We start from the raw sequence: 13,300 nt of genomic DNA, 5'->3' as shown, positions 1-13,300 counted from the left end.
CATGCAGTTTCGCTGCTGGAGCGCTGTCAGCGGTCACGGAAGAGGCGGTCCGATTGCCGAGGCGGAAAGCCTCGGTAGGCAGCGGGGAGGCCGCGCTGCCTGGCTCGATAAATACGCCGTGCTGCCCGACGCCCCGATGCCGTACACATCGATACGGCGGGCGCTGCACACAGCGGCGACCGAGCTCTCCAACTGGTCGATATTCAGGTCCAGGACGGTGTCAGCCAGAACTTGCCGTTCCTCCCAGGCCAGTGTGGCGACGACCTGCGTCAGGGAGTCGTCCAGCGTGACGCCGACTCTCGGGTTGCCGAGGCTAAGGTGGTGACCTCAACCATCGCGCGCTGCAGTGCTCGGTAGCCGGAATAGCCGAGCAGATGCGCCGTGCGGACGACGGTGGTCGGACTGGTGCCGGTACGCTCCGCGAATTCGGAGACGGTCAGTCGGGGACACATCTCAACGTGCCTGGTTATGGTGTCGACAACCTGCAGCTGAGCCGGCGAAAGGCTGGGTCTCAGCGTACGGATGCTGGCCAGTAGCACATGCTGAGGCCCCGCACCGTCCGTGTCAGCCTTCTTCACCGGTTCGTTTGTCATGAGGTGAAATTATCCGTCCTCCCCGTGTGAGCCGGGAGCCGAAGGTTGACACTTTCCATGGATGGTGGATAAACCTCAGGTTGGCTCCCACTCCTGCCTTCCTCGAAGCCGGCGCCCATACAGCGCCGCTGAAGATGTAGCTGCCTGGCGCATTGCGGTGATTTCCTCAGGCAGATCCTTGCGGGACGGCCGCAGCACGGTGCCTTGCCGCGAGCAGCAGTTGGTGGCGGGCACTTCACAGACCGGACCAGCGAGAACATCTCTGACCTATCCTCCTTCGTACTATCCCCGCCGTATCAAAGGAGGGCCTTTCGTCGCTGCTAATACGTTCGTTGAGAGAAACGACATGTGCGCTTCCGGTACGCTTGCCGTAGTTCCCGTGGCACTTGCTCCATGAGTCGCATGACGGAGGCCGCCCTGCAGTCGGGGCAACGCACCCGGCCGGTCTTCTTCACGCGCTTCGATATCGGGAATGTCCTGGCAGCCGACATCGCCCTAAGGGCGATCAGTGCGGGCGGCATGCGTTGCCCCCGCACCACGCCATGGCGTCGATGGCCCTTCACCGCCGCCGGATCCACCGGACCTGGGCCCCCGGCGTTGGAATCGCGTGCCGATCTTCCGCAATTCGTGCCGCCGTGTGCTGCTGTTGCCAGTGCACCGGCGGAGACAAGGACACACCATGGGCTCTGCATCGAACAAGCGGCACAGCTACCCGCACCAGGCGCCCTTCGGGCGCCGCTCGTTCCTCGGATCCGCCAGCGGACTGCTCGGCGGAGCACTCGTACTCACGGCCTGCGGCCCATCGGGCGACCCGGAGGAGACACCGCGGGACCGGGCCGACCGGAAAGCTGCTGAGGAGACCTCCCGGGCCCGGATAACGATCACCCCCGCCGACGGCACAGCCGGGGCTGCCACCACGAGCATGGTGAAAGTAGCCGGAGGCCGCCTGACCGCCGTCACGATGACCACCGCTCAGGGCCGCACGGTTAAGGGGACGCTCTCTGCGGACAAGTCCTCCTGGAAGCCCGACGCGCCACTGAAGCGCGCAACCTCCTATGAGATCACCGCGCGCGCAGCCGACGACCGGGACAAACAAGCGACGGCCCGCTCCGCCTTCACCACGGTCACCCCGGCCAACAGCTTCATCGGCACCTTCACCCCAGAGGACCGCTCGACGGTCGGCGTCGGTATGCCGGTGTCCCTCACTTTCGACAAGCCGGTGGAGAACAAGAAGGGCGTCGAAGCCGCCATCACCGTGACCTGCTCCAGCGGTCAGCGGGTCGTCGGCCACTGGTTCAGCGCCAACCGCCTCGACTTTCGGCCCGAGCAGTACTGGGATTCCGGCTCGACCGTGACCCTGGAGCTCGCTCTGGAAGGCGTCGAGGCATCTTCCGGAATCCAGGGAGTGCAGCGCAGGACCGTTACCTTCAGGATCGGCCGCTCTCAGGTCAGCACTGTCGATGCGGCGACGTTCGAGATGCGGGTAGTACGGGACGGCCGGCTCCTGCGCACCATCCCGATATCGGCTGGCAGCGGTAGGACTCCGACGTACAACGGCCAGATGGTGATCTCGGAGAAGCACAAAGAGACCCGGATGGACGGCGCGACCGTGGGATTCGGTGGTGAGTACGACATCCCAGATGTGCCACACGCGATGCGGCTGTCCACTTCCGGCACCTTTATCCACGGCAACTACTGGTCCGATCGTGGCGTGTTCGGCAGTTCCAATACCAGCCACGGCTGCATCGGTCTCAGTGATGTCCAGGGCGCGGGCAGCAGCGGAACGAACGGTGCCTGGTTCTATGACAACACACTGCTCGGTGATGTTGTCATCGTGAAGAACTCCCCGGACAAGACCATCCAGCCCGACAACGGCCTCAACGCATGGAATCTGAGTTGGCCGGACTGGGTGAAGGGCAGCGCCCTGCAGTGACGCCGCCAGAGAAGTGAGGCAGTCCAGTTCCGAATCTGCTCGGGATCCGGTGCCCCTGCCAGTGGCAGAGAGACCTGGGTAGCGGCTCGGCTTGCCGTACTGCCCTTTGGAAACTTGTGCGGTTGGGTCGACCGACTTGTCCCGCCCGGATGGTCCGCGGCTACGCGCCCGGTACTCGTCTCCCGGGGAGGGCTGGGGAGGGCCAGCGCTGCGCCGGCGTTCGGGGCCAATTCGATCGAGATGAGTGCGACGTCGAATCGGTGTCGGTGCATTGGCCGAGGTACGCACAGAGCTTCCCTGCTTGCAGTGCGAAGTCCCCCTGCCCATGGTGCAGCTGCCCCATGGGCAGGGGCGTTTCAAGGTCCTGGTGATCACGTGAGTCCGCAGGGCAGAGCGGTCCGGTCGGGCCCGTCACGTACGCAACGAAGCTCCGGTTGAACGGGGTGCCCTTCCCAAGTCGCCCTGAACCACTGGAGCTTAGATGTGCCGTCAGTCTGCCACCGTCTGTCTCGTGAGGTCGCCTGCTCTGGAGGGTGTGGCAGAGCTGTCGCTGGTGGAGCCGGTTGCGGGTCCTGCCTGATCCGCGGCAGCGGCGCGGGGTGCGTCACCTTTTCGTGGCAGTGATGCAGGTTGCCGCCTCGGCAGTGGTGGCCGGCGCTCGCTCGAACGCGGCGATCGGTCAGTGGTCCGCGAGTGCTCCGCAGCATGCCCTGCCCCGGCTGGGTGCCCGTATGGTGGGCGCGCTGGGGATGCGTGTCGCAACGAGCCGCCACGATCCGGCGGATCATCGGCCTGGTCTGCCCCGGCGGCCTGGCCGACTGAACGGCGCCGATCCCGGCGGCGCCCAGTCGCTGGCCGTGGACGGCAAGACCGCCCGCGGCTCCCGGCACGGCCAGACGCCCGCCGCCCACCTCCTGGCCGCGATGACCGGCGACGGCCGGACCGTCACCAGCTGCGAGTCCCGACAAGACCAACGAGATCACGTGCCTCGCCGCGTTGCCGAAGCACTACGACCTGAACGGGGTCACCATCACGGCAGATGCCCTGCACACGCAGCGTGACCACGTGCGTTTCCTGGTGGAGGAAAAGAAGGCGACTACCTGCCGTGGTCAAGGCCAACCAGCGCGGGCTGCACCGCAGGCTCCGTCACCGCCGTGGAAGGACGTCACCGCACGGTACTACGACCGTGGAGTGAGCCATGGCCGCAAGGAGACCCGCGTGACCAGGGCCCTCACCGTCACCGATCTCGGCCTGGACTTCCCTCACGCCGTCCAGGCCGTGCGCATCCTGCGTCACCGCACCGATGTCAAGTCGGCAGGTGCAGCCGCCAGACCGTCTACACGATCACGGACCTGACCTCGTATCAAGCCTCGCCCCAACGGCTCGGACAGCTCGCGAGGTCACAGTGGGCCATCGAGAACCGGCTCCATTTCGCCCACGACACCACCTTCCGCGAGGACGCCTCAAAGATCCGCACCGGCCATGGACCCGAGGCTATGGCGATACTGCGCAACCTGGCGATCAATACGCTCCGGCGGCACGGGCACCACAACATCGCCGCCGGCCTCCACCACATCTCCTACGACCCCTTCAACAGGCAGCTGGACCTGCTGAGTATCCCCTGACAAGGCCATCTACATGATCACCGGGACTTTGAAACGCCCCTGGCCCCATGGGCTATCCGATTTCCGAGTCCTGGGGTTGGGGCTGGGGCCGTGACCGGGACCTGAGGTGGGTGCGGTAGTCGGTCAGCTCCTTCTTCACCACCGGGGCCATCAGATAGAGGCCGATCACGTTGAAGAGAGCGAGAACGAACAGGAGCGCATCCGCCAGGTCGAGGACCGCGCCCAGGGTGAGTAGCGAGCCGATCACAGCGCAGGCCGAGACGAGCAGCTTGTACACGGTCAGGCTGGTACGTGAGCGGCCGAAGAGGTCGGCCCAGCCCTGCTCGCCGTAATAGGACCAGGTGATGATCGTTGAGAAGGCGAACAGGACGACGGCGACGGTCAGCACATAGGGGAACCAGGGCAGGACGGTGGCGAAGGCATCGGAGGTGAGGGTGACGCCGTCGGGGACCGCTTCGCCCTTCTCCGCCGCCTCGCGCGCCGCGATCCAACTCTGGGGGCTGGCAATGACGATGGTGAGCGCGGTCATGGTGCAGACGATGACGGTATCGATGAACGGGCCGAGCATCGCGACGAAGCCCTCGGTCACGGGGTGCCGGGTCTTCACAGCGGCGTGGGCCATGGGCGCCGACCCGAGCCCGGCTTCGTTGGAGAATGCGGCCCGCTGGAAGCCGATGATCATGACACCGATGGCTCCGCCGGTAACTCCGGTCGGACTGAAGGCGCTCTGCACGATCAAACCGATGGCGGTCGGCACGGCGTCGGCGTTGGCGCTGATGACGACGAGGCAGGCGACGATGTAGATGGCAGCCATCGTCGGGACGAGCCGCGCGGTCACCGCCCCAATGACCTTCATCCCTCCGAGCAGGACGACGGCGATCAGTACCGAGGCGACGATGCCGAAACCCAGACTGGCGCCGGTTCCGGCCATCCAGCCGTCGTCCCCGCCGGTGACGCCCCGCAGTTGGGCCAGTGTCTGGTTGATCTGAAACATGTTGCCGCCGATGACCGCGAAGAACACGATGACCACGGCGAACAGTGGCGCGAGCATGCGTCCGAAACGCCCCAGACCGCGGTCGGCGAGGCCACGGCGCAAGTACTGGAGCGGCCCGCCGCGGACGGTGCCGTCCTCATCAACTTCCCGGTACTTCACCGCCAGTGTGCATTCGACGAACTTGATCGCCATGCCCAGCAGGCCGCAGAGGACCATCCAGAAGGTCGCGCCGGGGCCGCCGACGGTGACCGCGACCGCGACGCCGGCGATATTGCCCAGTCCCACCGTCCCCGAGACCGCGGCTGTCAGCGCCCGGAATGGTGTGACCTCGCCGGGGTCGCCGGCGTCGCCTGTCCGGCGGCTGCTCGCGCGTACCAGCCCGACGGCGTGTCTGAAGCCGCGCAGCTGGATGACGCCGAAGTAGCAGGTGAACACGGTGCCGGCGACGACCAGCCACGCGACGATCCAGGGGAAGGCGACGCCGAGGACGGTGACCTCGGCGAAGATCAAGGCGGACACGGCCTCGGTGAGGGGGTTGACGACGCTGTTGACGGTTTCCTCGATACCGGTGGCGCCGCCAGCGTCCGCGAGGCTGCTGTACGGGGGTATGGCTGTGTGTGGCATAGCGATCTTGACTCTCTAGGTGGTCGGGGGAGAGACGTTGCGCCCCTCGGGGCTGGCGTCCCGCAGCGTCTCGCCGATTCGTCGGCTGACTTGCCCTACGCCAGTTGCTCGTGCGACCAGGCCGCCAACGCCTTGGCGCAGCCCTCCATGGGACTCGTGCAGAGAAACGGGGTGCTCAAATCGTTCTGTGCCACGTTGCCCATCTCGTGCGTGCCCGCTCAGCCGGGCCACAGGGCGCCTGTGGTACCGGGGCTGACTGCGAGGGAGAGGCGGCCACGGGCTGGAGCGGCTGCCAGACTGGTGGCTGCGTTGACTTTGACCATTCCTGTCAGCAGCACCGGTCATTTGCCGCCGAGATAGGCGGCTTACTCCTCAAGAGCAGCGAAAAGCGGGGGACGGTCGGTTGCATACACACAGGTTAGGCCGGTGTGTATGAGGCGCCATTGTCGAAAGTTGACCGAAATGATCGAACGGATATCGCCTGAGCGGTAGCACACAACCCGCGCTAAGGACTGTCCCGCAAATGATCTCTGGAATCCGATGGCGCGACGCAGCCCTGGCGCCAAGAATCGCCAGATGCATGAAGTGAAGATGTCCGATGGGGTCATCACCCTGCCCCCGCTGCGCCTGGACGATGCGGAGGCGCACCTCGCAGGGGAGGATGAGCAGCTGGTCCGCTGGCTCAGCGGCGGTCCCGGCACGCGCGAAGGCGTCGGAGCCTACATCCGGCACTGCCGGGAACAGTGGGACACGGCCGGGCCACTCCGCGCTCGGTATCCGGGCAGGCGCCGACGAGACGCGCGGGGACGATCGACCTGCGGTTCGCAGCAGAGGGCTTGTCGCCCGGCCAAGTGAATGTCGCGGGTCCTCATCCGCGCCACAGGCACTGTCTCCGCTGCTGCCACAGACCAGGCCAATGGGCCGGGCCGCGAACTGAGCAGCGGGGAGCTCGGGGAGGATCTGCTCCTCCTCGACTCGCCCGTCCCCGGCTTGGGAGCTTCCTGGAACTGGTCGGCGCGGGCCTTCACTGCACCAGCCGGGCGGTGGCTGCTGGCCGGCGGACTCACCCTCGACAACGTGCAAGAGGCTGTCCGTTCCATCGCACCATGGGGGGCCATATCAAGCGGGGTGAAGCGGCAACAAAGCGTCAAGGATCCCGGTTTGATCAGCGAGCTTCATCAAAGCAGCCCGTTCCGTATGACCAAGCGGGATCCCTAGCGGCATGCCAGTGCCGCGGGTGCCGGGCGATGCCCAGGCAGCGGAGAATTTGCCGTTCATCCGCGCTCGGGGCATCGCCCGGCCACAGCCATCCGGACCGAGGAGTGTGAGCCCAGATGGCGGTGTATCGCACGGAGGACCGGGTGGCCATCCGCGCGAGGGCCTCGATCGTCCCCTGATCAGACCGGCCCGGGTGGGAACGCTATCCGCACGGCAACCCGTCCGAGTGCTCCACAAAGTCGCCTCGCTGCGACGGAAGTTGATAACTGCAGTCATCCGGCGGGCAGCGCGGTGACGGAGACACCAGTGACCCCCGCCATGGAACTGTGCGGCATTCCGTGAGTTCCCCTGAGCCCCGCTGAATCCCCGGGCCCGTGGCCAGGGGGTTCTTCCTCCTTCGTGTGCTGTGCTGGCTCGTGACGCAACTTCGAGATTCTTGAAGCGTTCTCATCGCGTCCGACCGATTCGCAGTCGGGTCGAAGGTGAGGAGGCTCGGGTCGGCGGCGCCGGCAGTCGTACGGGACCTGCGTGAGCACAAGGGCGCCCGCGTCGGCTGAGGAGCTGGAGCGGTTCGAGACCGATGTGCTGTCCGGGTTCGTCCTGGCACGGGCCTCAGCAGCGCTGGCGGACGGCACCATCCGCGAGGACGTCGGTCACCTGGCTCAGATCAGGACCTGGTTCGGCCGGCCCTTGTGGGACATGGAGCCCGCTGACGCGGACGTGTATTTCGGGAAGGGGCTGCGGCACTCGCCCAGCGGCACCCGGCTGGGCCGGTCGCAGGCGCTGAGCACGTACTTCATGTTCCTGGAGCTGCGGCACAAGGTCGAAATCCACCGGATGACCGGCCGGGTGGTCGAGTGCCCGACCGATGAGATGAACCGGCCGCGCGGGACCAAGGACGCCCAGTTGCGGATCCCGCCGAGTGAACCGGAGATCGGGACGTTGTTCACCGGCTGGGGCGGCGAGCTGGCGACCTGCCGGAAGTTCGCCCCGACCGCCCGGAACTACACCGCCTTGAAGCTGATGTCCCAGGTCGACCTGCGGGTGAGCGAGGCGTGCGGCCTCGACCTGGACGACATCAAGTGGGACCTGGGCCGCTTCGGCAAACTCAACGTCCGCCACGGCAAGGCGGCCCGCTGCTCGGGGCCGCGGGAGCGGATGGTTCCACTGATCAACGGTGCCGACCGGACACTGCGGTGGTTCATCGAGGACGTGTGGGGTCAGTTCGACGACGATCACACCCGGCCCGGCGCCCCTCTGTTCCCGAGCGAGCGGAAGAACACCGACGGTTCCGCCCGCCGGGTCGGCGACGACGCCCTGCGCAACGGGCTGTCCGACGCGGTCGAGGCTCATCTGCCGAGCTGGGCAGACAGGTTGACGCCGCACGTCCTGCGGTACTTCTGCGCGTCCCAACTCTACGGAAACGGACTGGACTTGCTCGCAATCCAGGAGGTTCTCGAACATTCCTGGATCGCTACGACATGCGGTATATCCACATGCAGCAGACCCGGGTCGAGGACGCCTCGGCCGCCGGGATGGAACGGGCCGCGAAGCGGCTGGAAGGACTGGCCCGATGAGGTGGAACCTGCGGCTGACCGCCGCGAACAAGTGTATCCGGAAGGCGTCCGAGCTCCAGCGGAGCCTGGCCGAGCACGGCCTGGTGATCTCGGCCGGCAAGATGTCCGGACTGTGGTCCGGCCAGCCGGTCTCGCTCAAGCTGGAGGACCTAGACGTCATCTGCGTGGTCCTCGGCTGCGAGATCGGCTACCTGCTGATCCCCGAACCTGAGAAGGTCAACCGCCCCGCCAGGCAGAGGAGACCGAACGGGCCGCGGTCGGCGCGGGAACTGCCGCACCGAAGGTGATCCCCAAGCGCCGCGACGGCCGATCGCTGCCGCCGGAGTGAGCCGATGGCACGATTCCCGAAGGGCCACGTCAAGCCCACCGACTCCTGCGACAGCAGCTTGGCCTGGGGAACTTCAGTGGCCGCCTCTGCGCCACCTGCCATATGTTCGGCCGCGGCCACGACGCGGCCGCATGCACCGGCTGCCGCCGCGTCCTGCCGCTGAAGTGGAACTACTGCCGTCTGTGCTGGTGTCAGGCCCGCCTCACCGCGAAGTACGTCGCTGGCCATCCCGCGGACGAGACAGACGTGCGGAACCGGCTCGCCGCCACCCGGCATCACCAGCTGTTCTTCGTCGGGATGCACTTCCGCAGACGACCGACCCTCTCGGCACGGAGGCGCGGAGGACGGCGGGGAGCCCCGCGCAAGCCGCCTCCTGCGCCGGCCTGGCGCCCGGATCCCGGCAGCTACCGCTGTTCGCGCAGATCCCCCGTGACTTCAACGGGCTCGCACTGGCCGACGCCGACCTGACCAGCCCGTGGCTGGCCTGGGCAAAGTACCTCGCCCACCGACTCGGCGAGACCCGCGGCTGGGGACGCAACACGCTTCGCCGTCAACCGCGGCCTGGCCCTCGTCCTCACCGGCTACGGCGAGGGCGACGCTATCCGGCACAAGGAGATCTTCGCCCCGCTGCGGGCCCTGGACCTGCCGGTTGGCCACACCGTCACGGTCCTGAAAGAGATGGGGATCGTCGAGGACGACAGCGAACCCTCCTTCGAACGCTGGATCGCAGATAGGCTGAAGGGTCTCGCACCCGGTATCCGCTCGGAGGCCGAGTGCTGGACCCGCGTCCTGCGCGACGGCGGCCCCCGCAGCCTCCCGCGACGGGAAGGCACGGTCTGGCTTTACCTCAACCGAGTCCGCCCGGCGCTGCTGGAATGGTCGAACCCCTACGACCACCTGCGCGAAGTGACCCGCGACGACGTCCTCACCTACATCAAGACACTGCACGGCCACCAGCGCCACGACCAACTCGTCGCCCTGCGCTAGCTGTTCACCTGGGCCAAGCGGAACGGACTGATCTTCCGCAGATGGGCCAGAGCGAGCAGGGCCTGCTTGAATCAGCCTAACCGTCGCCACCTGGTGCCGAGTTCCTGCCGACGGGCCTGGATGAGCCAGGAGACATGCTCAACGAGCTCATGCGGAACGTCGAGCATGGAAGGACACGGGACCAAGCGAGGCTCCTCGGCCGAAGCGCGGTACGTAGAGAACACCAGCGCAACGGCCAGGAGCCTCGAGTCGTCACACCACCCCTCTGACCAGCCTGTATAACCTCCCTGAGACAGGTTGAAAGAGGTTCAATTTGCTCCACCTCCGAGTGCGGCCTTTTTGGCTGTGTTGTACCAGTTGGGGGTGCTGAGGAGGGTGCTGTCGGGCATGTACTCGAGGGGGTCGAAGCCGGTCATGGAGCCAAACGTGTGCTTCGCTTCGCTTTGAGTCGGGAAGTCCTGGTACTTGATGAGTTTGCGTGTGGTGCTGTCGGCGTATTTCTGGGCCCAGTTCGCCTCCAGGTCGATGATGGGACCGTCGAGACCTCTCATGCCCTTGTTGCCGAACTGTCCGGCGGACAGGTCGAACGCCCAGCGCTGGCCGTTGCGTTCGCCGACGACGATGTAGTGGTTGGCGTAGGTGCGCTGGTCGACGTTGTCCCAGATGCCCATGCCCCGGAACTTGATGTTGGTGTAGCCGTTGGCGCGCATGTACGAGGCGACGGGGTTCATCAGTGCCTCGCACTTGCCAGCCGGGTTCTCGATCAGATTGCCGATGGTCTTGCCGGGGATACCCGAGTCGTAATTCAGGACTTCCGTACGGGCGTTGTTCCGCAGGGCAGTCTCCTCGGCGTTCAGGGCGGCGAAGGTCATGCCCGAACGTCGTGTCTCGATCCGGAATTCTGGGACGTCAGAGGCGACGACGACTCTGACGGGGCGACCGTTGGCCTCGAAATGACCATCGACGATGGTAAGTTTGTTCGCCATGTCGTGTCTGGACCATGCAGAGGGCATGCTCGGCAGGAGGCCGGAGTTATTCTTCCCTTCCAAGGCACCGTTACCCGAGGTCCGCATGGCGTGGATAATTTCGCCGTCTTCGTTCAGGAATGCGATCCGGTATCCGGCGGGGGCGTTCCGGAGGTTTTCCACATTCGTGATTTCGCGGCCGGTACCCTTGAGATACCACGCAACATCGTCCGGGCTCTTGCCGCGGAATGTGGGCACGCGGGCGAGGTCGTCGGTTTCGTTCAGCTGGCCGGCGGCCTTCTCCAGATTGAAAATGCCATCCCAGCTGTTTCCGCTGCCTGAGTCGATTATCTTGAGGACCTTCGTATTTCCGTTGGCGGCGGCGTCGGACAGCCTCGATGCAGCCACTCGTTTGTCCGATATTTTTTTGATTTTGTCGGGGTCAAACCATTGGCTGAGGATTTGGGAAGCTTCCCGGTGTGGCAGTCGGGCTGCTGCCCCGCCCTGGCGGGCGGCCCGTGCAGCACGGGCTCTTGTGAGGGCGGCGATGCCGAAGGCCTCGGACCCGACGCCCAGAAGATCCAGCAGGATGTTGTCGTAGAAGGAATCCCACGCGCGGCGTGCAGTGTCGCCCTGGTCGGTGGTCTTGGCAATCGCCAGGTCGGTCATTGTCCCACCCAGCTGGGTTACGGCAGCCACGCCGCCCAGGGTTGCGGAGACGGGGAAACTGACCGGGGCGGCCAGGGCGGAGGCAACAGCGACGGTGACAGCTGCGGTTCTCAGCGCGCTGCCCGTCATTTCCCAATTTCGTTGGGTGTCTTCTTCTTGTGGAGTGAAGAGAAGCCGGTCGATATTTTTGGACCATTGCATGCTGAAAGCTTGGCCGAGGCTGTCGAAATTTGAGGGAACTGCGACGAGAATCCCGGACGCGCTCTCCCGGGCTTTCTTGACGTCTGGTGTTTGCCGTAGCGTGTTGCAGGCACCTTCTCCATTCGGCTCGTCACCGCTGGCCTCAGCAACACCCCACCCCGAGCGAGTGAAGTCTCCGGTCACGAGCCCTTCCGTATCCGGTACAGACAGGTGCTCCCTGACAACCTCCTGCGTTGTCGGAGTAATGCTGTAATTCACCTCGAAGGTATACTTTTTCGAAAACTTATTGCCCGAGCGATGACCTCTATGAAATGTTTCCACAAGACTATCGGGGCGGTATGCGTAGAGACCTGCCGATTCCAGCAGGGACACCACCAGCCATCGATTACCGACAGGTATCGCGGCAATTCCTGGAACTATCTTCCTTTCGACTGACTCCGCAGTGGCGACGACGAGGTCTACTTGGTTTCGGATGTTCAGCTGCAGTGCGTGTATTTTGCGCTGCTCTTTCGGTTTGGCCAGCCAGTCTTCGGCAGCGCTTCGTATATCTTCGGAAATGTTGGGCGTTGTGAACGCAAGGTGGAGTAGGCGATCACTCAGTACGGACTCGTAGTATGTGGCGACATTTTTGATTATCTGGGGTGCCAGCTGAGCTGCTTCGGAAAGCATCGGGGTGATGGCTTTGCGTACTGTGCGCAAGTTTTTGCGCCCGGTGTCGGTAGTGGGATCGAAGGTCTGCACGAGGGTGCTGCTGATCGTTGGATCGAATGTGGCCCTGTCGATCCATGTGGGACTCCACAGTCCATTCGATTCCTTCCGCTCTGCCGCTCCGAGTATCAGCTCCAGGCCGGTCAGGCTTGTCGCCTGCTGCCCGCCCTGCCGCTTGCCGCTGCCACGCAGACCAGCTTCGTATGTGACGTTGACACGGGAATTGAGAAAGGCTGTGATAGCTTCCCGTGATGCACTGGGCACGAGGCTATTCATCTCAGCGCCGACAGAGGTGCGAAGCCTCGTGGAAATGTCAGCCTGGTCGGTGCGGATGCGCTGGGAGAGGGCGTGGCGGAGGGCAGCTACATTTGTGCCGCTCTTTATGAGACTGACATCGATGTCAAGATGTTCGCCGGGAGGGATGGCCAGCTGCTGTGGAATTCCGACTGGATTCCAGTTGTCGAATTCCGTCGGGTCGTTATTCTCTGGCGTGATTTCGAAGCCCGACGCTCGTGGAGATTTCCAGGAGATGAGGTAGCTCCTACGATATCCGGTGAGGTGAGGGCTGTTGTCGGTGTCAACAAAGAGCTTCGGCTTCCCTGCATGTGTCTCAAATCTGAACTCGATCCATTGAGGGTGCGTTATCCTGATGCGTCCACCCCAGAAAATGGATGTTTTTTCTTCCGCTTCGATAATGAGTCCTTCTTTGGTGAACGCCAGCGTTCCGTCGGGCATCGTGCGTACGGCAGAGAACCTTGGCTGCTCCAGGGGGAGGCTTCGAGGCTGGGGGGTGGCTGTGGGTGGTGTGGGGGGTGTGGTGTGTCGTTTTCCTCTTCGTTTGGTGGGTTGGGGTGGTGTGGTGTTGGTGGGGGGGTTGG

At 64.8% G+C, this 13,300-nt stretch carries 8 protein-coding genes and 3 pseudogenes; 8 read left to right on the top strand and 3 right to left on the bottom strand.

Features of this window, described 5'->3' with window-relative positions:
- Positions 1-269: 269 nt before the first annotated feature.
- Positions 270-593, bottom strand: a complete 324-nt coding sequence (locus ACFWRO_RS18900) for a MurR/RpiR family transcriptional regulator (protein WP_384511573.1) — start codon at positions 591-593, stop codon at positions 270-272.
- 679 nt (positions 594-1,272) lie between these two features.
- Here ACFWRO_RS18900 and ACFWRO_RS18895 point away from each other — a divergent pair.
- From ACFWRO_RS18895 to ACFWRO_RS18880, 4 genes and pseudogenes are all read left to right on the top strand, one after another.
- Positions 1,273-2,526: an Ig-like domain-containing protein gene (locus ACFWRO_RS18895; protein ID WP_384511571.1), complete on the top strand. Its 1,254-nt coding sequence runs from the start codon at positions 1,273-1,275 to the stop codon at positions 2,524-2,526.
- A 533-nt stretch (positions 2,527-3,059) separates the two neighbouring features.
- Positions 3,060-3,587: a transposase family protein gene (locus tag ACFWRO_RS18890; RefSeq protein WP_384511569.1), complete on the top strand. Its 528-nt coding sequence runs from the start codon at positions 3,060-3,062 to the stop codon at positions 3,585-3,587.
- A 93-nt stretch (positions 3,588-3,680) separates the two neighbouring features.
- A pseudogene (locus ACFWRO_RS18885) lies at positions 3,681-3,992 on the top strand (ISAs1 family transposase); the annotation flags it as partial.
- A 30-nt stretch (positions 3,993-4,022) separates the two neighbouring features.
- Positions 4,023-4,151 (top strand): hypothetical protein, encoded by a 129-nt coding sequence (locus ACFWRO_RS18880; RefSeq protein ID WP_384511841.1) that lies wholly within the window; start codon positions 4,023-4,025, stop codon positions 4,149-4,151.
- A gap of 52 nt (positions 4,152-4,203) precedes the next feature.
- Here ACFWRO_RS18880 and ACFWRO_RS18875 read toward each other — a convergent pair whose 3' ends face one another.
- Complete coding sequence (locus ACFWRO_RS18875; RefSeq protein WP_384511567.1) at positions 4,204-5,769, bottom strand: alanine/glycine:cation symporter family protein; 1,566 nt, start codon at positions 5,767-5,769, stop codon at positions 4,204-4,206.
- 855 nt (positions 5,770-6,624) lie between these two features.
- Here ACFWRO_RS18875 and ACFWRO_RS18870 point away from each other — a divergent pair.
- From ACFWRO_RS18870 to ACFWRO_RS18855, 4 genes and pseudogenes are all read left to right on the top strand, one after another.
- A complete protein-coding gene (locus tag ACFWRO_RS18870) occupies positions 6,625-6,987 on the top strand; it encodes a hypothetical protein (protein ID WP_384511565.1) in 363 nt (120 codons plus the stop codon).
- Positions 6,988-7,686: 699 nt separating this feature from the next.
- A pseudogene (locus ACFWRO_RS18865) lies at positions 7,687-8,409 on the top strand (tyrosine-type recombinase/integrase); the annotation flags it as partial.
- A 151-nt stretch (positions 8,410-8,560) separates the two neighbouring features.
- Positions 8,561-8,892, top strand: a pseudogene (locus ACFWRO_RS18860) (helix-turn-helix domain-containing protein).
- Positions 8,893-9,570: 678 nt separating this feature from the next.
- Complete coding sequence (locus ACFWRO_RS18855; RefSeq protein WP_384511563.1) at positions 9,571-9,879, top strand: hypothetical protein; 309 nt, start codon at positions 9,571-9,573, stop codon at positions 9,877-9,879.
- Between the two features lie 308 nt (positions 9,880-10,187).
- Here ACFWRO_RS18855 and ACFWRO_RS18850 read toward each other — a convergent pair whose 3' ends face one another.
- Complete coding sequence (locus ACFWRO_RS18850; RefSeq protein ID WP_384511561.1) at positions 10,188-13,157, bottom strand: hypothetical protein; 2,970 nt, start codon at positions 13,155-13,157, stop codon at positions 10,188-10,190.
- Between the last annotated feature and the right edge of the window lie 143 nt (positions 13,158-13,300).

Source organism: Streptomyces sp. NPDC058579 (assembly GCF_042718575.1).
GTDB lineage: Bacteria > Actinomycetota > Actinomycetes > Streptomycetales > Streptomycetaceae > Streptomyces.
This window is presented reverse-complemented; position numbering and strand designations above follow the sequence as displayed.

Excerpts from the sequence above, each read along its gene's own strand:
- ACFWRO_RS18900 (WP_384511573.1), bottom strand. The coding sequence starts at position 593 with ATGACAAACGAACCGGTGAAGAAGGCTGACACGGACGGTGCGGGGCCT.
- ACFWRO_RS18895 (WP_384511571.1), top strand. The coding sequence starts at position 1,273 with ATGGGCTCTGCATCGAACAAGCGGCACAGCTACCCGCACCAGGCGCCC.
- ACFWRO_RS18880 (WP_384511841.1), top strand. The coding sequence starts at position 4,023 with ATGGCGATACTGCGCAACCTGGCGATCAATACGCTCCGGCGGCACGGG.
- ACFWRO_RS18875 (WP_384511567.1), bottom strand. The coding sequence starts at position 5,769 with ATGCCACACACAGCCATACCCCCGTACAGCAGCCTCGCGGACGCTGGC.
- ACFWRO_RS18870 (WP_384511565.1), top strand. The coding sequence starts at position 6,625 with ATGTCGCGGGTCCTCATCCGCGCCACAGGCACTGTCTCCGCTGCTGCC.
- ACFWRO_RS18855 (WP_384511563.1), top strand. The coding sequence starts at position 9,571 with ATGGGGATCGTCGAGGACGACAGCGAACCCTCCTTCGAACGCTGGATC.
- ACFWRO_RS18850 (WP_384511561.1), bottom strand. The coding sequence starts at position 13,157 with ATGCCCGACGGAACGCTGGCGTTCACCAAAGAAGGACTCATTATCGAA.